The following is an 18,004-nucleotide window of genomic DNA, read 5'->3' as shown; positions in this document are numbered from 1 at the left end:
GGATAATTGTGTTGCTTAATTACATTTACAGGCCTAGGCCTTATGCGATTTGTCAGAACTCCCGGAGGATGACGCACGGTGGTTTCGCAATCCGAGTTCGAGGGCAGGGCCGAGTTCGAAGGCAGGGCCGAGTTCGAAAGCAGGGCCGAGTTCGAGGGCAAGACCGTCGTGGTGACGGGGGCCGGCGGCGGTCTCGGCACGGCCATCGTGGCGCTGATGGCGCAAAGAGGCGCCAGGGTCGTCGGTTGCGATCAGTCAAGCGAGGCGCTGAACAGTCCGCACCTTGCCTCCCGCCATGTCTTCGATCTTCTCGACAAGGCATCAATAGCGACGGCGATCGGCGCGATCCTCGACCGGGATGGTGTGCCCGACATTCTCATCAACAATGCCGGCTGGACGCGTGCCGAGACGATTTCGGCGCTCGATCCCGACAGAATAGAGCAGGAACTCGATCTCAACCTGACTGGCGTGATGAATTTCGCCGACCCGCTGGTCAAGGCGATGGCTGGCCGCGGCTCGGGCAGCGTCGTCTTCATCTCCTCGGTCAACGCCATCGCGCATTTCGGCAATCCGGCCTATGCCGCCGCCAAGGCCGGCATCAACGCCTATGCCAAGGCGATCGCCGTCGAGCTCGGCCGCAGCGGCCTGCGCGCCAATGTCGTCTGCCCCGGATCGATCCGCACCGCCGCCTGGGACCACCGCCTTGCCAAGGATCCCGAAATCCTCGGCAAATTGCAGCGGCTCTATCCGCTCGGCCGCATCGTCAACGCCGCGGAAGTGGCGGAAGCCGTCGCCTTCCTTGCGTCCGATCGCGCATCGGGAATAACAGGCGTGGTGATGCCCGTGGACGCGGGACTGACCGCCGGCTGCCTGCCCTTCATCGACGACATCCTGGGAGCGTGACAATGACCGATGTCGAGTTTCGCGATCTGTCGAAATCCTTCGGCCAGCACAAGATCCTCGAGAACATCAGCCTCGATATCAAGAGCGGCGAGTTCGTCGTCCTCGTCGGCCCGTCCGGCTGCGGCAAGTCGACCTTGCTGCGCATGCTGGCCGGCCTGGAGACGATCACCTCCGGCGACCTGTTGATCGGCGGCGTGCGCGCCAATGCGCTGCCGCCGCAGCAGCGCAACATCGCCATGGTGTTCCAGTCCTACGCGCTGTTTCCGCATCTGAAGGCTGCCGACAATATCGGCTTTGGCCCGAAGATCCGCGGCGAGACGCGCACGGTGATCGATGAGAAGGTCAAGAAAGCGTCCGGCGTCCTCAATCTCTTCTCCTATCTCGACCGCTATCCCCGCCAGCTGTCGGGCGGCCAGCGCCAGCGCGTCGCCATGGGCCGCGCCATCGTGCGCGAGCCGTCGGTGTTCCTGTTCGACGAGCCGCTGTCCAACCTCGACGCGCAATTGCGCGTGCAGATGCGCGTCGAGATCAAGGCGCTGCACCAGCGGCTGAAATCGACGATCGTCTACGTCACCCACGACCAGATCGAGGCCATGACGATGGCCGACCGCATCGTCGTGATGGACCGCGGCAGAATCCAGCAGGTCGGGGCGCCGCTGGAACTCTATGACAGGCCTGCCAACAAGTTCGTCGCCTCCTTCCTCGGCTCGCCGTCGATGAGCTTTGTGTCCGGTTCGCTCAAGACGACGCTTGAGAAAACCTGGTTCGAATCGGCCGGTGGCGGGCGGCTTGCGCTTGCCGGCAAACAGGTGCCGGCGGACAGCGCGGTGGAGGCTGGCATCCGGCCCGAGCATTTTATCGTCGGCGAGGCTGTCGACGCGATGGCGATCAGAGTGGATGTCGTCGAGCCCACCGGCTCCGAAACACATGTCTATGGCGCTATCGGTGCTGATACGGTACGCGCCGTGTTCCGCGACAGGGTGCCGGTCAGGCCGGGAGACCTGCTGCCGGTCTCGGTCGACCCCGGCAACATCCATCTGTTCGACAAGGCAACGGGCCTGCCTCTATGAGAATAGCAGCATGAAGACGCCGGCCGACATCATCACGCGCCTGCAGCTGATGTCGCAGGACGGGACCAAGTCGGATCGCAAGCTGGCCGGCTTCGTGCTGGCAGACCTCGATTTCGTTTCCAAAGCGGCGATTTCGGAAATTGCCTTGCGCGTCGGTGTCAGCGAGCCGACGGTGACGCGGTTCTGCCGCAACCTCGGCTGCGAGGGCCTGCGCGACTTCAAATTCTATCTGGCGCAAGCCATCGCCATCGGCGGCCAGTATCTGTCGCCGGAGCCGTTGAGCCGCGATGCCCGCGAACAGCGCATCGCTTCCGCCATCACCGAAGCGGCGATATCGGCCATCCAGCGCGCCAGCGAGAACCTCGACATGACGACGCTGGTCGCCGTCGCCGCACGCATCGCTGTTTCCGGTAATGTGCTGTGCATCGGCTCCGGTGGCATTTCGTCCATGATGGCGACCGAAATGCAGAACCGGCTGTTCAGGCTTGGCGTGTCGGTGCTGGCGCAGATCGACGGACAGTTGCAACGCATGTACGCCGCCGTTGCCACCCCCGACACCACGCTGATCGCCTTCTCCGTCTCCGGCTATGCCAGATCGGTCATCGATGCGGTGCAGGTCGCCCAGCAATATGGCGCCACCACGATCGCCATCACCCCGCCGGACTCCGCACTCGCCAAGGTCGCCGACACGGTCATCCATTTCCAGTCGCTCGAGGACGGCAATATCTATAAGCCGACATCGTCGCGCTATGCGCTGCTGTCGATCGTCGACATGATCGTCACCTCGGTCGCCGAGACGCGCGGACCGAGGGTTTTGGAGAATCTGCGCCGCATCAAGCAGAGCGTGAACACGTTGAAAGTCGACGATCCGCGTTTGCCATTGGGCGATTGAACCCCTGCGGCCAAGGACATCAGGATTGATGGCCGAGCGCCTCGATGCTTTTCGCCAATTTCGCCGGATCGCCTTCAATGCGCACGGTCTTCAGCCGCGCGGTGCCGCCGGCGACAACCGAGACAGCGGACCCGGGCACGCCCAGAGCCTTGGCCAGCAGCTTTTCGAGCGCATGATTGGCGGCGCCGTTTTCCGGCACGGCGCGGACGCGCGCTTTCAGATGGCTTCGCCCGTCCGCCGTGGCCTCGAAGCCTTCGAGCCTGTCCAGCGCAGCCTTTGGCGTCAGCCGGACAAACAGCTCGGCGCCGTTTTCGCGCAGGCGAAACGGCGTGCTCATAAGGTCATCCTGCTCACAGGATCAGAGGCGCCACCGTGGTGAGCAGAAACTGCCGCAGGAAGAACAGGATCAGAAGCAGGATGATCGGCGAGATGTCGATGCCGCCAAGGTCCGGCATGAAGCGGCGGATAGGCCGCAACGCCGGCTCGGTCAGCCGGTAGAGCATGTTGCCGATGGAACCGACGAACTGGTTCTTCGAATTGACGACGTTGAAGGCGTAGAGCCAGGAAAAGATCGCCGAGGCGATGATGATCCACCAGTAGAGGTCAAGCGCCATGACGATTGTTTGAATGAGGGCGAGCATGCCGGTCTCCAATTGTTGCCGACATGTAGCCATTGCACGCGAAACCGGCAAGGGCCGCCTTTCTGTGGGGCGCCAATACCGGCCCGGTCGGACTGTAGGGCATGTCGCCGACACCCCAACGAAGGCGCGAATACACAAAACCGGCAAGGGCCGCTTTCCGCCGGCGCCAGATCGACGCTTGACGGCACTGGATTTCGGCAAACCTCCGCCTTGACAGGAAACCGCGGCGCCCGATAAATGCGCCCATCCGCTGGACGGGGCTGTAGCTCAGCTGGGAGAGCGCGTCGTTCGCAATGACGAGGTCAGGAGTTCGATCCTCCTCAGCTCCACCAGCGGAATAATTCTCCACGCTCCGCGCCAGATGCCCATCTCCGCGCCAGATGCAGTCCGCGACGCTCGTCCCGGCTTGCCCCCGCGGTTGGCATTTGCTGTGCCGGCGCGCCTTAAAAGGCCGCGCTACATCGCCTATTTCGCAATATCCGGCAAAACTTTTGTCAATTGGACTTATGGCGGAAGAGCTCGCTGATTGTTTCCGTTTTTTTTGGAAACCACCCCACTAAATTGACGTTACCAAATCAGTTTTTTCTGTGCGTTGTGACCAGGGCGTTTCGGCGGGGGCGACCGGAGACGCTATATCGATTTCGAGTCGAAATGAAAAATCCGCCTGCGGAAGCAAAGACGTGTCAATTCGCGACAATCTCGCTGCAAACCTTAGACGGCTGTGCAAGGACCATGCCTCCGTAAGTGCGGTATGCCGTGAGCTGCGCATCAATCGCACGCAGTTCGAACGCTATCTGCAAGGGCAGACCGTTCCCAACAAAGCTACCGCCAAGCTGATATGCGATTACTTTCGGATCGACGAAGCCGAACTGTACCAGGATCCCGGCGCACCCGAGCTGGCGATGCGTGGCCTGCCGCCGGTTTCCGAGAGCCTGTTCAACCAGATGATCCGCCCTCCCAGTCCTTCGATCGCGGGCGGCACCTATTTCACCTATTTCTCGATCCCGGGCCGCCTCGACCTCCTGATACGCTCGGTGACCTTCGTGCGGCGCGAAGCCGAACTGGTCACCTTCCGAAGGGTCACCGGATGGTCGGAGCGCCGGGGATCGACCTGGGCACGAGCGCGCGGCAATCACTATGGCGTGGCGATCTCGCGGCTGAACTGGATCTATTTCAGCGGCATCAATCGCCGCCAGACCGGGGAGCCGTCGCTGATCTCCGTGCAATGGGCTCCCATCTCCGAACCGGTGCTGATGGGCAAGGCCATGCTTCTGACGGAGGCCGGCCCGGCATTCGTGTCCGTCATCATGCGGCGCGACATTGCCAACATCCACCCAAGGGATGCCATCAGCATGGCGCATGTCATCAATCTCGACGATCCGGGCGTCGATCAACTGGTTGTCAGCCTCACCCGGGACGGGTTGGGCTAACCCCTCGGATCGCCGTGTCTTACGCCAAATAAGAATAAGCGTATGCCGATTAAGCGTATGCCAACGATTGTCTACTCTGTATGTGAATAAAATCGATATTTTACACTTTAATGCCAGGAAAGATAATCCACGGGTTCGTCTTAGGCTCGTTGTTTTACTATAATTTTAACAAACCATTAACTCTTCCGACCTTACCTTTCTTCACGCGGATCCCGTTCCGGGGGTCTTTCAACGGATCCCAAATGGGGTCAGGAAAGGGATGAAAATGGCCAAGAAAGTGACCAATGCTCCGAAGCTGACGATTGCCGCCGGCACGCAGACCGTCTTCTTTTCGCAGGGCATGCACTACAACAAACGCTGAAGCCGTTCTGCGCCGACGAGCGTCTTGCTTGTCGGCGCCTCGGCTCCGCAGATGGCAACCAGCTTCATGAAAATGCGCTCTTCGAAAACGCTTGTTTTCTACCCCGGACCGAACAAGGTCACGGCATGCAACTTCCTGACCAGAAGCGTGTTTGAATGCAGCCCCGAGATGGTCGGCCTTCTCGCATCGTGGGACAAATGGGCATCGACGGCGGACATTGCCCGCGCCCATGGATGGTCGAAGTCCGAGTTGAAGGCTGTCGTTCCCCAGTTGCTCGATTTCTCCGCGCTGGTCACAGCCGGATCGCCTCTCGCCGAGCAGGAGGAACAGTTTTCAGGACAATGGAGTTGGGGGCTTCCGACGGCGCTGATGCATTTCTGCGTCCAGGACAGCGAATACATGACCATCGAGCAAGCGGAAGAGCGGCAGATAGAACGCGCCGGCCATACGCCGCAGCCGAACCTCATGCTCAAGAATTCCGCAGGCGCCATCCAGCTGCCGAATGCACTGGAAGACAATGAACTTCTCAGCTTGATGGCGCGGCGCCGCACCAACCGCACGGCGGCTCAGCCCACCATCACGGCCAAACAGCTTTCCGATTGCCTGTTCGCAGGGCTCGGCATCATCGGCGAGACCGCCAATTGCGTTGGCACCCTGCCGCTCGGCATGACCCCTTCAGGCGGCGCGCGAAATCCCTATGAGGCCTATGTGGTCGCGCTCGGCGTCGATGGCCTCGAACCCGGTGTCTATCACTATTCCGCCGCGGATCACGACCTTGGCAGGATTTCCGCAAACCATCTGCCGAAAATCTCCGAACTGGTCGGCGGACAGGAGTGGGCCGACGCCATGCCGTGCCTTGTCCTGCTTTGCGCCAAGCTCGATCGCACGATGTGGAAATATGAGGACGCCAACGCCTATCGTGTCGTGCTGATCGAGGCCGGCCATATCGGCCAGAACATCATGCTGGCAGCGACCAATCATGGCCTGTCGGCATGTCCGACAGCCGCGCTCAGCCATTCCGCCATCAAGCGGCTGCTTGGTCTCGACAGTTTCACCGACGCACCGATCTATGCCTTGACCCTCTCGACGCCGGAAAGAGATCCGTCCACGGCGGGCCAGTCCATCAATTAGTCGACCAACTATGTGCATCACAGCCAGTAACGCGTTCCCCAGGGTATAACCGGAGACAGGAGCAGCACGTGCCAAATCAATCCTTACGCCAGTCGGAAATCGATAGCCTTCAATATATTTCGTCGATGACCAATGAGCTCGTGCAGATGGCCGAAGCAAGCCGTTTTCCGATGATCTCCTATCTGCTGGGCATGGCCTATGCAGAGGCCTTCGACGTTCTTCGCGGCGCACGGCCGGCCAGGCATGCGCAGCTCAGCGGCAACCCGCTGCACCCCAAGGCGCAGGCAAAGGACACTCGGGCCGCCCAGCCACGGAGAGCGTAGCGACATGCAATCGTCAGCCGCATGCGCGGTGGCCGGCTCGACCTCCCGGCCAAACCGCTGGGAGACGCTGTGCGCGTTGCAAAGCCTGCTGCCGTTGCTGAAGAAGGCCGCGACGGACCTGCGCCGCGCCGACATGGTCTACTGGTTCGAGCAGGCCGATGCCGAGGTCGCCAACATCATCAGGGGCCACCCCTCCGATGCAACCGCAATCCCGGCCCTGATTGCATCCTGCCCGCAGGACCGGCATCCGGTCGCTCAAGCTTGATGCATGTCGCCCGCCAAAACGCGACGCGGCCGCTGAAAATGCTCTGATCACCAGTTTTTCAATTTCAGACCGGAACCTATTGCGCGTCTGGAATGCCCAGGGGACCTGCACATGAACATGATAGCCAACATCAGAAGCGTCGATGCCAGGGAAAGCGTTTTCAGCCGGCTCGACGTCTTGGTCGCCAGGCGGCCGCCATCGCCTGACGCGGCGCGGGTCGAGGCCCGCCAACTCGTCTCGACGGCGATTGCCGACAGCTGCCAGGCCGACAGTCTCTGGGGTACAGTGGACGCTTTCCACGCCCATTTCGACTTCATGATGCAGACCATCGAGATCAACGGCGCCGATGACCCGGGCCTCGGGCCCTTGCGCACGAAATGCCGTTTCTATCTCGAACAGGTCGAGGCCCTGAGTCTGTCACTGGCCTATTGACAGGCCGGCCCGAACAAATTCGGTCCTAGAGCAATTCCAGGAAAAGTGTGAAACGGTTTTCCCGGGAAAACGCAGAGCGTTTTCCCTTGGAATTGCGTCAAACGAAAGAATTAGAGCAGTTAGCCGTTTCCGTGAAACGGTGAACTGCTCTAGTTGCGCAGGCTGAACACGAACGGCGCTGTACGGCTCAGACGCGAGCCGAGTTCCGGTGGCGGTTTCGGCACCGTGGCGCCTTGCAGCACGGCGAGCGCCGCACGGTCCAGATCCGCATCCCCCGAGGAACGAGAGAGCCTGGCAGACAGGACCCGGCCGGACGAGTCGACCGTGAATGCGACATATGGCCTGCCCTCCACGCGTCGGGCCTTGGCAGAGCTGGGATAGCGTGTGTGCCGCTTGATCCAGGCGCCCAGACGGGAGTCCCATTTGCTGGAGTCGCCGGAGCGAGACGTCGATTCCGCCGCCTTCGGCGCGGCGGTCTTGGCCGCGGGCCGTGCGTCGGCGCTGGCGAAGGTTGCCGTCTTCGGCGGAGCCGCCTTCTCCTTCTTAAGCCGCGGCTTGGGCTTCTCGACAGGCTTCTTCGCCTTGGCCTCGACCGGTTTCTTGTCTTTGACAATTTCGACCGGTTTCGGCTGCGGCAAGGGAATGACGACGTCTGGCGTGACAGCCTCGACCACATCCGGGATGACCTCATCCGGCGGCGGCTGATCGACCTGTTCGGCCGTTTCGGCCTGGGTAGGTTCGGTCGGGGTGGGTTCGGCCTCGTCTGGCGCGACCGCTTCCGGCGGCTCGACAACCGGCTCCGCCTTTTCGACCGGTTCTTCAGGTGTCGGCTCGGTCGTCGGTGTCGGTTCGGTCTGATCTGGCGTCACCGCGTCCAGCGCGGCGACCTGCTCTTCCACGGCCGGCATCACCACCATCGGTGCCATCTCGATCATCTGCGCGGGGGGTGGACCGCCATCCGCTTCGGTGACCATTGTGAGGTTCTGCACTGCATAGGCGACCGCGACATGGGCTCCAAGGACCAGCGCGGCAGCACCGGCCCACAAGCCAAGGTCGCGCCAACCGAAGCGCGACAGCTGGACCGAGGGCACGGCGACCGCTTGCGTCATGGCGCCGCCGCACCAGTGGCTGCGGGCGCCGGGGCATTGGACGCGGGAGCCGTCTCCAGGCCGACCAGCGCGATCTTCAGATAGCCGGCACCGCGCAATAGATTCATCGCCTCCATCAGGTCGCCATAGGCGACCGCCTTGTCGGCGCGCAGGAAGATGCGTGTCTGCTTGTCGCCCTTGGTCTTGGCGTCCAGCGTCGTGGCGAAAGCCGGGCGCGGCACGCTGTCATTGCCGATCGCCAGCGTCAGATCGTCCTTCAGCGTCAGGAACAGCGGTGTCTCGGGCCTCGGCGCGGGCGTTGCGGTCGAACCAGGCAGGTCGACATTGACATCCACCGTGGCCAGCGGTGCCGCGACCATGAAGATGATCAACAGCACCAGGATGACATCGATGAACGGGGTGACGTTGATCTCGTGGCTTTCCTCGAGATCGTCATCAATGGTCTGTCGGATTCTGCTTCCCATGGCGCTACTCCGCCGCCAGTGGCGTTGCCGGCGCGACGGTGCGGAAGTCGAGGTCGCGGCTGACCAGCCGTTCGACCCCGGCGGCAGCATCGGCGAGGATCTGCCGATAGCCGGCTATCGAGCGGGCAAAGACGTTGTAGATGACGACGGCCGGTATGGCCGCGACCAGGCCCATCGCGGTGGCCAGCAGCGCTTCGGCGATGCCCGGCGCGACCACAGCGAGATTGGTGGTCTGCGCCTGCGAGATGCCGATGAAGGCGTTCATGATGCCCCAGACAGTGCCGAACAGGCCGACGAAGGGCGCGGTCGAGCCGATCGTCGCCAGCACGCCGGTGCCGCGCGACATGCGCCGCGCCGCCGCCGCCTCGATGCGCGACAGGCGCGACGTGACCCGTTCCTTGAGGCCGTCGCCCGAGACATGATCGAGCGCGCCGGCCGAGAGTGCGGTCTCCTCCTCGGCCGCCCGCACCAGCAGCGCGCCGGGACCGCCGCTGCGGTCAAGGGTACGGCTGGCCTGCTTCAGCGTGGCGGCCTCGCCGATCGCCCGCACGGCGCGACGAATGCGCAGCTTGCCGCCGAAAAGCTCCAGCGACTTGGCCAACCATATCGTCCAGGTGACGAGGGAGGCAAAGGCCAGCCCGATCATCACCGCCTTGACGACAATGTCGGCCGCCATGAACATGCCCCATGGCGACAGATCATGCGGCAAGGTCAACTCCATCGCCGTCGAAGGTCCGGCCTCGGACGGCGCGGCCGTGTTCGGCTGGGTGCCTGGCTGCGAAGGCGCCATCGTGGCCGGCGGAGCGCCCNGCTGATCCCGCTGCTTTTGACCCCGGTCTGTGCGCCTTCGCTTTTGGAGGGGCCTGTGCCGCTGCGATCGCCGGCCGACAGGATGACGGATGCGACCAACGCCGCCAACAAACCAGTTCTCGACAACAGCTTCTTCCTTGTTCTCACAGCGGCCTGCCGCCTTCTATTTCCCGCCGCCGCATCAGATATTGTCACTGCACATAGCCGACAGGCTGGCCGGTGACGGGGTGCGCGAACACGCCCATCTCCACACCGAAAATGCCTTTCAGCACATCGCTGCGCATGATTTCGCCTGGCGTGCCGCGCGTCAGCAGCTTGCCGTCCTTGAGCGCGATCAGTTCGTCGCAGTAGCGCGCCGCCATGTTGGGATCGTGCAGCACGACGACGACACATAGGTCGCGTTTGCGGCTGAGCTCCTTGACCAGCCCGAGCACCTCGACCTGATGGGCGATGTCGAGTGCCGAAATCGGCTCGTCGAGCAGCATGACGCCGGCGTTCTGCGCCACCAGCATGGCGAGCCAGGCGCGTTGGCGCTCGCCGCCCGACAATTCGTCCACCAGCCGGTCGGCAAAACCCTCCATATCGGTCAGGGCCAGCGCCTCCTCGACATGCTGCCTGTCCTCGGCGCGGAAACGGCCAAGCGCGCCATGCCAGGGATAGCGCCCGAGCGTCGCCAGTTCGCGCACGGTCAGGCCGGTCGCCGCAGGCGTCGTCTGCGGCAGATAGGCAAGCGCGCGGGCAAATTCGCGGGCGCCCCATTGCGGCAACGGACGTCTGGCGAAAGTGATGGCGCCTGAACTCGCCGGCTGCTGGCGCGCCATGAGCTTGATAAGCGTCGACTTGCCCGAACCATTGTGGCCGATCAGCCCATAGACGCGCGAGCGCTCCAATTCGAGCGAGACCGGACCGAGCAGCGTCCGCTCGCCGACGGCAAAGCGCACCGCGTCGATATGGAAGGCAGTCTGGGCATCAATTCCAGCCATGCTCATGGCTTTTCTCCAGTGCGGCCGCCCGCATTTCCAGATTCCGGCATTTCGACGGGTCGTGCCCGGTTGACTATGAAACATGACCTTACTAGTCAACATTGAAGATGACTGCAACGATCAACAAATCGGCGCGACCGGCAATATCGGCACGAAATTTGGAAACAGGGGCGCACCAGATGATTTCAGGACATGGACCGATTTGGCGGAACCGGATAGCGCGCAAGCGCCTGCTGATCGCAACGGTGTCGCTGCCGGCCCTGCTTGGCTGCGGCCATGCACTGGCCCAGGAGACGGTCACCACCACCCTAGACCCGATCAAAGTCCAGGAACGTGTCGAAAGCGCTTTCGGGCCGGTCAAGGGCTACGTTGCCACAAAGGGCTCCACCGGCACCAAGACCGACACGCCGCTGATCGAGACGCCGCAATCGATATCGGTCATCACCAGGGACCAGATGGAAGCGCAGGCCGTCGACAGCCTGAACAGCGCGTTGCGCTACACACCCGGCGCCACCGGCAATCTCTACGGCACCGACAATCGCGGCCTCGGCCTGCAGTTGCGCGGCATTTCGAACGCCAGCGGCGTCTTCTACAGGGACGGGCTGCAGCTCAAGGAGAGCAATTTCACCCTGTTCACCGCACTCGATTCCTATGGCGCGGAACGCTACGAGGTGCTGCGCGGACCGGCGTCGGTACTTTATGGCCAGGCAAGCCCCGGCGGCATCATCAACTATGTCAGCAAGCGGCCAACCGAGGAAAACCTGCGCGAGGTCGAATTCGGTGGTGGCAGCTTCAACCGGTATGAAGGCAAGTTCGATTTCAGCGGCGCGGTGAACGCCGACAAGTCGCTGCTGTTTCGTCTCACCGGTGCCGCTCACATGGGCGACACGCAGACCGATTTCGTCAAGGACGACCGCATCTTCATCGCGCCGGCGATCACCTGGCAGCCCGATGCCGACACCAGCCTGACCATCCTCGCCAACTATCAGCGCGATCGCTCGGGCTGGGCGATGCAGTATCTGCCTGCCTACGGCACGGTCATACCGGGCAAGGACGGCAAGTACCTGCCGAACAGCATGTTCGTCGGCGAACCCGGCTTCGACTCCTACAACAACGACCAGGCTTCGATCGGCTACGAATTCGACCACCGTTTCAACGAAACCTGGCAGGTTCGGCAGCATGCCCGCTACGTCCACCTCACCCACACCGAGGAGGGCGTCTTTGGTGGCGGGCTGACGGACTCGGACGGCCTGGAACCTTCAAGCGGCGACTACTACCGTTATGCAGATGCCGGCGGCACCAAACTCAGCGGCGTCACCATCGACAACCAGGCACAAGCCGATTTCGACACCGGGCCGCTCGCCCACACGCTGCTCGTCGGCCTCGACTACAAACGCTATACTTACCGCGACTATGCCTCGGAAGGGACCGTCGAGGACGGTTTCAACGTCTTCGATCCGATTTACGGGTACCCGATCACCGATCTGACGCCCTACACCGATACCGACACCACCCAGCAGCAGGTCGGTCTCTATGCGCAGGACCAGGTAAAGCTCGGCAACTGGCGGCTGACCCTTGGCGGCCGCCAGGATTGGTCGGACGCCAAGGTCTACGACAATCTGGCCGGCGGCTACATTCCCGAGCAGAAGGACAACGCCTTCACCAGCCGGGCGGGGCTCGTCTATCTCGCCGACAACGGGCTTGCGCCCTATGTCAGCTACTCCGAATCGTTCCAGCCCGTGGCCGGCGCCGACAGCGACGGCAATCTGTTCGTGCCCGAGACCGGCAGGCAGTACGAGATCGGGCTGAAATACCAGCCGACCGGCTGGAACTCCTTCATTACGGCATCGGTTTTCGACCTGACCCGGCAGAATGTCGTGCGTTCCGGTAATGAGGGCTCACCCAACGATCTGTTCCAGACCGGTGAGATCCGTTCGCGCGGCGTGGAACTGGAAGCCGTGGCGAGCCTGGATGCGGGCCTCGATCTGAGAGCGGCCTACACCTACCTCGACACCAGGATCACCAAGGCGACCGCTGTCGAAGACGTCAACGGCGTCTGGGTCAGCAACGAGGGCAACATGCCCTTCGGCGTGCCGGCCCATTCCGCATCGCTTTGGGCCAATTACACCTTCATGAGCGGCAAGCTCGAAGGTCTCGGCCTGGGTGCCGGCGTCCGCTATGTCGGCTCGACCTATGGCGACGACGCCAACAGCTTCAAGGTTCCGTCGGTCGTGCTCGCCGACGCGGCGGTGCATTACGCCTGGCAGAACGCCACGCTCAGCCTCAATGCCAGTAATCTGTTCGACAAACGCTATGTCGCCTCCTGTTTCTCCTCGGGCTTCGGCTGCTTCTACGGCGAAGGCCGCAGGATCAACGGTTCGGTGAAATACACATGGTAGAAGCAATGTGGCGGGCCGGCCCAAAATGGCGGCGCTGACACGGCGCCAGTATCTTGCCGGCCTCGCCGCGACCGGCCTCGCTTTGCCGGGCGGCATGGCACGCGCGGCACCTGCCCGCGTCGTCTGCCTGGAATGGACATCGGCCGAACTGGTGGTCTCGCTCGGCCTGTCGCCGCTCGCCGTCGGCGACACCAGGGGTTATGGCGACTGGGTGCAGGGCCCGGCGCTGCCGCAGGCCACCATCGACCTGGGATCGCGCAGCGAGCCCAATCTCGAACTGCTTCGGGAACTGCGGCCCGACCTGATCGTCGGCGCCTATGGCTATGGCTTGGACGAGAACAGCTTCACCAGATTGGCGCCGACCTTCAACGTGCCGTTCTACAGCGGCAAGGCTCCACCTTACGCGCAGGCGCAACAGGTGACGCTGCAGCTTGGCGACATGCTCGGCCGCAGGACGGAAGCAGAAAACCTTGTCGGGCGCACCGAAGCCTCGATCGCCCAAGCGCGTGCCAGGCTGGAGCGGGCGGTGCAAAAACCGGTCTGCGTCGTCAGCATGTTCGACGATCGCCATGTCCGCGTCTACGGCGCCGGCAGCCTGCTGCAGGATGTCCTCGACCGGCTCGGCCTCGTCAACGCCTGGACCGGCGCCACCAATGAATGGGGTTTTTCGACGGTCGGCATCGAGGAACTGGTCGCCGTCGGCGGGGCGCAACTGATCTCGCTCGATCCGATCCCGCCGCACGTCAGGATCAGGATTGCCCGCAGCTCGCTCTGGGCCAATCTGCCCTGCGTCCGGAACGGCCAGGTGCGGACCATTCCGCCAGTCTGGCCGTTCGGCGGTCTCACTGCTGCCGCGCGTTTCGCCGAATTCGTGGCAGCGGCATGATCGCTCAGGCAATGTCCCTGCCGCGACAGCGCGACGGCATCGGCGCGCTCATCCTGCTGGTGGCCGTGCCCGCGGGCCTGGCACTGATGCTGACCATCTTCGATCTCATCAACCTTTTCCCGACGCACCTGTGGTGGCAGGCGCTCACCGCTCCCGACACATCCGATCCAGCGCAGTTGCTGTATCGCTATGCCTTCCTCCCGCGTGTCGCCGTCAGCATGCTGGCCGGCGCGGCACTTGGTCTCGCCGGTGTCATCATGCAGCATGTGCTGCGCAACCCGCTGGCCGAGCCGACCACGATCGGCACCAATGCCGGAGCGAGCCTCGCTTTGGCGGCCGCCACCCTCTACGCACCATGGCTGCTGGAAGGCGGCCGCGAAGGCGTGGCGCTGGCTGGCGGCGCGCTCGCCACATCAGCCGTTTTCGCACTGGCGCGCGGGCGCAGCTTTTCGCCAGTGTCGATCATCATCGCCGGCCTCGTCGTCAGCCTCACTTTCGGCTCGGCCGGCGCGCTGCTGATGGCGCTCAACCGCGAATACACCGAGGAGCTGTTCATCTGGCAGAGCGGCTCGCTGGTGCAGAATGGCGACGCGGCGGTCCTTGTTCTGGCGCCATGGCTGCTGGCCGGCATCTGCGCCGCGCTCCTGCTCTGGCGACCGCTACGCCTGCTCGACCTCAGCGACGACGGCGCGGCATCGCTCGGCACCCGGCCGGCCGTCATCCGCCTTGCCGGCATGACAGTCGCCGTCCCGCTCAGCGCGCTGGTCGTCGCCGAGGTCGGCGTCATCGGTTTCGTGGCACTCGCCGCCCCGGCGCTGGCGCGGCTGGCCGGAGCGCGCACGCTTGGCCGCCGTCTGGTCTGGTCGCCGCTGGTCGGCGGTGCCCTGCTCTGGCTCACCGACCGCCTGGTGCAGCATCTGCCGTTCACCGGCGAAATCCCCGCCGGCACCGCGACCGCTTTGCTCGGCGCGCCGCTGCTGCTGTTCCTGTTGCCGCGAATGCGAACCACCCCCGAAAGGCAGGCCGACATGGTGTCGTCGATACGCCTGCCGACAAACGGCCTGCCGTTGATCGCGGGCCTGCTGGCGCTCATCCTCGCGGTTGTCCTCGCCATCGGCTTTGGCCGTGGCGCAGGCGGTTGGCACTGGATCGCATCCGCGGATTTGACCGAGCTGCTTGCCCTGCGCGCGCCTCGCGTCGTCGTCGCCCTGTCGGCGGGCGTCCTGCTCGCCGTCGCCGGCACGCTGATGCAGCGCATGACCGGCAACCCGATGGCCGCACCCGAGGTCCTGGGCATTTCCGGCGGCGCCTCTTTCGGCGTGCTGGCGCTGCTGCTGCTCAGCGACAGCTTCGACCGCTCAACAATGCTCGGCGCGGCCTTGGCGGGCGCCTTGCTGGCGCTGACGATCGTCGTGCTGGTCGGGCGACGCAATGCCCTGTCGCCGGAACGGCTGCTGCTTGCCGGCGTCGCCGTTGCGACGGTCGCGTCCGCCTTCGCCGCGCTGCTTCTGGCCAGCGGCGATCCGCGCATGGACTTCCTGCTCGCCTGGCTGTCGGGATCGACCTATCGCGCAACGCCAACGGATGCCTTCACCGCCGCAACGGTCGCGGTCACCGTCCTCGCGCTGGCGCCGCTGACCGCGCGCTGGCTCGATATACTGCCGCTCGGCGAAACCGCCGCGCGTGGCCTTGGCCTGCGACTGGGACGCGTTCGCGCCACATTGCTTGCGCTCACCGCATTGGCCACCGCAACCGCGACATTGGTCATCGGCCCGCTGAGCTTCGTCGGCCTGATGGCGCCGCACCTCGCACGCATGCTCGGCTTCCGCCGCGCCGTGCCGCAGCTTCTGGCCTCGGCCATGACAGGCGGGCTGATCCTCGTTGCCGCCGACTGGGCAGGGCGGACGCTGATCTTTCCCTGGCAAGTGCCGGCCGGCCTCATCGCCGCCTTCGTCGGCGGCCCCTATTTCATGGCGCTGATGTGGAAAGGCAGGCAATGAAGTCCGTCCTGGCATATTGCCGCCCTTGCGCTGCCGATTGTAAGCAGCGCCCACCGATGACGGCCGGCGCGCTCACCGCGCCCGTCAAGACAGCTTGCGGTTCACCTCGATGATCAGACGTTTCCTCTCCTACTACGCGCCCTGGAAGGGGCTGTTCGCGCTCGACTTCTCCTGCGCGGTGCTGGCCGGCCTGCTTGAACTCGGCTTTCCCATGGCGGTCCGCACCTTCGTCGACCAGCTGCTGCCGCAGCAGGACTGGACCTTGATCATCATCGCGTCTGCCGGGCTGCTGGTGATCTATCTGCTCAACACGGTGCTGATGGCGGTCGTCACCTATTGGGGCCACATGCTCGGCATCAACATCGAGACCGAGATGCGGCGCAAGAGCTTCGATCATCTGCAGAAACTCTCGTTCCGCTTCTACGACAACCACAAGACCGGCCATCTCGTCGGCCGTGTCACCAAGGACCTCGAGGAGATCGGCGAGATCGCCCATCACGGCCCCGAGGACCTGTTCATCGCCATCATGACCTTCGCTGGCGCCTTCGTGCTGATGTTCACGGTCAACATGCATCTGGCGCTGATCACGGCGGTGATCGTGCCTCTGATCGCCTGGGTGACGATGCGCTACGGCGACCGCATGGAGCGCAACTGGCAGGCGCTCTACCGGCGTGTTGGCGATTTCAACGTCCGCATCGAGGAGAATGTCGGCGGCATGCGCGTCGTCCAGGCCTTTGCCAATGAGGAGCATGAGCGCACGCTGTTCGCGCATGACAACCAGCGCTACCGCCAGACCAAGCTCGACGCCTACCGCATCATGTCGGCCAGCAATTCCCTGAACTATATGGGCATCAGGTTGATCCAGCTCGTGGTCATGATCGCCGGCAGCTATCTCGTCATCACGGGAGGCCTCAGCAATGGCGGCTTCGTCGGCTTCCTGCTTCTGGTCGGCGTCTTCGTACGGCCGATCGAGAAGATCAACTCGGTGATCGAGACCTATCCCAAGGGTATTGCCGGCTTCCGCCGCTACACCGAATTGCTCGACACCGAACCCGACATCGCCGACCGGCCAGGTGCCGTGACCGTAAGCGGCCTCAAGGGCGATATCGAATATCGCGGCGTGAGCTTTGGCTATGGCGACGGCAAGCCGGTGCTCAGGGGTATCGATCTCACCATCCACGCCGGCGAAACCATCGCCTTCGTCGGCCCGTCCGGCGCCGGCAAGACCACCATCTGCTCGCTGCTGCCGCGTTTCTACGAGGTCAGCGCCGGCGCGATCAGCATCGACGGCATCGATATCAGGAACATGACGCTCGCTTCGCTGCGCGGCCAGATCGGCATCGTCCAGCAGGATGTGTTCCTGTTCGGGGGCTCGATCCGCGAAAACATCGCCTATGGCCGCCTCGGCGCTTCCGACGAGGCCATCACCGACGCCGCACGGCGCGCGCAACTCGACGACATGATATCGGGCCTGCCGGCCGGCTATGACACGATCATCGGCGAGCGCGGCGTAAAATTGTCCGGCGGCCAGAAGCAGCGGCTGGCGATCGCCCGCATGTTCCTGAAGAACCCGCCGATCCTTATCCTCGACGAGGCGACGTCGGCGCTCGACACCGAGACCGAGCGCGAAATCCAGAAGTCGTTGGCCGAACTTGCCGAGGGCCGAACCACGCTGGTCATCGCACACCGGCTGGCAACGATCCGCGGCGCCGACCGCATCGTCGTCGTCTCGGAGTCGGGCGTCGTCGAACAGGGTTCGCACGGCGAACTGCTCCGCGCCGGCGGCATCTACCGGCGCCTGCATGACGCCCAGCATCTGGTGTCGTCGCGCTGATACGAAACCGCTGGAGCAATTCCAGGGAAAGTGTGAAACGGTTTTCCGTTCGGAATTGCGTCAAGCAAACA

The 18,004-nt window shown here is 63.6% G+C and carries 18 protein-coding genes and 1 tRNA gene; 13 read left to right on the top strand and 6 right to left on the bottom strand.

Annotated elements, in window-relative coordinates; translation table 11 throughout:
- Positions 1-168 precede the first annotated feature (168 nt).
- From EJ079_RS08705 to EJ079_RS08695, 3 genes are read left to right on the top strand one after another with little or no spacing between them, the layout of a single operon-like run.
- Positions 169-903, top strand: a complete 735-nt coding sequence (locus EJ079_RS08705; protein WP_127811303.1) for an SDR family oxidoreductase — start codon at positions 169-171, stop codon at positions 901-903.
- Between the two features lie 2 nt (positions 904-905).
- Positions 906-1,973: a sn-glycerol-3-phosphate ABC transporter ATP-binding protein UgpC gene (gene ugpC, locus EJ079_RS08700; protein ID WP_127268068.1), complete on the top strand. Its 1,068-nt coding sequence runs from the start codon at positions 906-908 to the stop codon at positions 1,971-1,973.
- A 10-nt stretch (positions 1,974-1,983) separates the two neighbouring features.
- Entirely contained in the window at positions 1,984-2,865 is an 882-nt protein-coding gene (locus EJ079_RS08695; RefSeq protein ID WP_127268067.1) for a MurR/RpiR family transcriptional regulator, read from the top strand.
- Positions 2,866-2,884: 19 nt separating this feature from the next.
- Here the strand turns inward: EJ079_RS08695 and EJ079_RS08690 are convergent, their stop codons facing one another.
- Both EJ079_RS08690 and EJ079_RS08685 read right to left on the bottom strand, forming a co-directional pair.
- The gene (locus tag EJ079_RS08690) at positions 2,885-3,202 is read right to left on the bottom strand and encodes a DUF167 family protein (protein ID WP_127268066.1); all 318 of its coding nucleotides are present in this window, start codon (positions 3,200-3,202) and stop codon (positions 2,885-2,887) included.
- A gap of 13 nt (positions 3,203-3,215) precedes the next feature.
- Positions 3,216-3,506, bottom strand: coding sequence for a YggT family protein (locus EJ079_RS08685; protein ID WP_023811703.1), 291 nt, complete (start codon positions 3,504-3,506; stop codon positions 3,216-3,218).
- Positions 3,507-3,762: 256 nt separating this feature from the next.
- Here EJ079_RS08685 and EJ079_RS08680 point away from each other — a divergent pair.
- From EJ079_RS08680 to EJ079_RS08650, 6 genes are all read left to right on the top strand, one after another.
- Positions 3,763-3,838, top strand: a tRNA-Ala gene (locus tag EJ079_RS08680).
- 348 nt (positions 3,839-4,186) lie between these two features.
- On the top strand, positions 4,187-4,936 hold the full coding sequence (locus tag EJ079_RS08675) for a helix-turn-helix transcriptional regulator (protein ID WP_127808774.1): 750 nt from the start codon (positions 4,187-4,189) through the stop codon (positions 4,934-4,936).
- A gap of 427 nt (positions 4,937-5,363) precedes the next feature.
- Positions 5,364-6,428, top strand: a complete 1,065-nt coding sequence (locus EJ079_RS08665) for a SagB/ThcOx family dehydrogenase (RefSeq protein WP_127268064.1) — start codon at positions 5,364-5,366, stop codon at positions 6,426-6,428.
- Between the two features lie 68 nt (positions 6,429-6,496).
- Positions 6,497-6,751 carry a hypothetical protein gene (locus EJ079_RS08660; RefSeq protein ID WP_127268063.1) on the top strand — a complete coding sequence of 85 codons (255 nt, stop codon included), beginning with the start codon at positions 6,497-6,499 and terminating at the stop codon, positions 6,749-6,751.
- A gap of 4 nt (positions 6,752-6,755) precedes the next feature.
- Positions 6,756-7,016: a hypothetical protein gene (locus tag EJ079_RS08655; protein ID WP_127329798.1), complete on the top strand. Its 261-nt coding sequence runs from the start codon at positions 6,756-6,758 to the stop codon at positions 7,014-7,016.
- Positions 7,017-7,127: 111 nt separating this feature from the next.
- Positions 7,128-7,448: a hypothetical protein gene (locus EJ079_RS08650; protein ID WP_127808773.1), complete on the top strand. Its 321-nt coding sequence runs from the start codon at positions 7,128-7,130 to the stop codon at positions 7,446-7,448.
- Between the two features lie 149 nt (positions 7,449-7,597).
- Here the strand turns inward: EJ079_RS08650 and EJ079_RS08645 are convergent, their stop codons facing one another.
- The 4 genes from EJ079_RS08645 to EJ079_RS08630 all read right to left on the bottom strand — a co-directional run bounded on the left by EJ079_RS08645 (position 7,598) and on the right by EJ079_RS08630 (position 10,814).
- A complete protein-coding gene (locus EJ079_RS08645; RefSeq protein WP_127808772.1) occupies positions 7,598-8,557 on the bottom strand; it encodes an energy transducer TonB in 960 nt (319 codons plus the stop codon).
- Positions 8,554-9,021, bottom strand: a complete 468-nt coding sequence (exbD, locus tag EJ079_RS08640) for a TonB system transport protein ExbD (RefSeq protein WP_127808771.1) — start codon at positions 9,019-9,021, stop codon at positions 8,554-8,556. Before exbD ends, EJ079_RS08645 begins: the two co-directional genes overlap by 4 nt.
- Positions 9,022-9,025: 4 nt before the next feature.
- On the bottom strand, positions 9,026-9,742 hold the full coding sequence (gene exbB, locus EJ079_RS08635; protein ID WP_127811302.1) for a tonB-system energizer ExbB: 717 nt from the start codon (positions 9,740-9,742) through the stop codon (positions 9,026-9,028).
- Between the two features lie 280 nt (positions 9,743-10,022).
- Positions 10,023-10,814 carry an ATP-binding cassette domain-containing protein gene (locus tag EJ079_RS08630; protein ID WP_164762277.1) on the bottom strand — a complete coding sequence of 264 codons (792 nt, stop codon included), beginning with the start codon at positions 10,812-10,814 and terminating at the stop codon, positions 10,023-10,025.
- A 179-nt stretch (positions 10,815-10,993) separates the two neighbouring features.
- Between EJ079_RS08630 and EJ079_RS08625 the strand changes: the two genes are divergently transcribed.
- From EJ079_RS08625 to EJ079_RS08610, 4 genes are all read left to right on the top strand, one after another.
- Positions 10,994-13,213, top strand: coding sequence for a TonB-dependent siderophore receptor (locus EJ079_RS08625; protein WP_127808770.1), 2,220 nt, complete (start codon positions 10,994-10,996; stop codon positions 13,211-13,213).
- Between the two features lie 25 nt (positions 13,214-13,238).
- The gene (locus tag EJ079_RS08620; RefSeq protein ID WP_127808769.1) at positions 13,239-14,099 is read left to right on the top strand and encodes an ABC transporter substrate-binding protein; all 861 of its coding nucleotides are present in this window, start codon (positions 13,239-13,241) and stop codon (positions 14,097-14,099) included.
- Positions 14,096-16,099, top strand: coding sequence for a Fe(3+)-hydroxamate ABC transporter permease FhuB (gene fhuB, locus EJ079_RS08615; RefSeq protein WP_127808768.1), 2,004 nt, complete (start codon positions 14,096-14,098; stop codon positions 16,097-16,099). The genes EJ079_RS08620 and fhuB overlap by 4 nt, the downstream gene beginning before the upstream one ends.
- A 109-nt stretch (positions 16,100-16,208) precedes the next feature.
- Positions 16,209-17,933: an ABC transporter ATP-binding protein gene (locus tag EJ079_RS08610; protein ID WP_127808767.1), complete on the top strand. Its 1,725-nt coding sequence runs from the start codon at positions 16,209-16,211 to the stop codon at positions 17,931-17,933.
- Positions 17,934-18,004: the final 71 nt, after the last annotated feature.

The organism is Mesorhizobium sp. M7A.F.Ce.TU.012.03.2.1, assembly GCF_004006095.1.
Lineage (GTDB): Bacteria > Pseudomonadota > Alphaproteobacteria > Rhizobiales > Rhizobiaceae > Mesorhizobium.
This window is presented reverse-complemented; position numbering and strand designations above follow the sequence as displayed.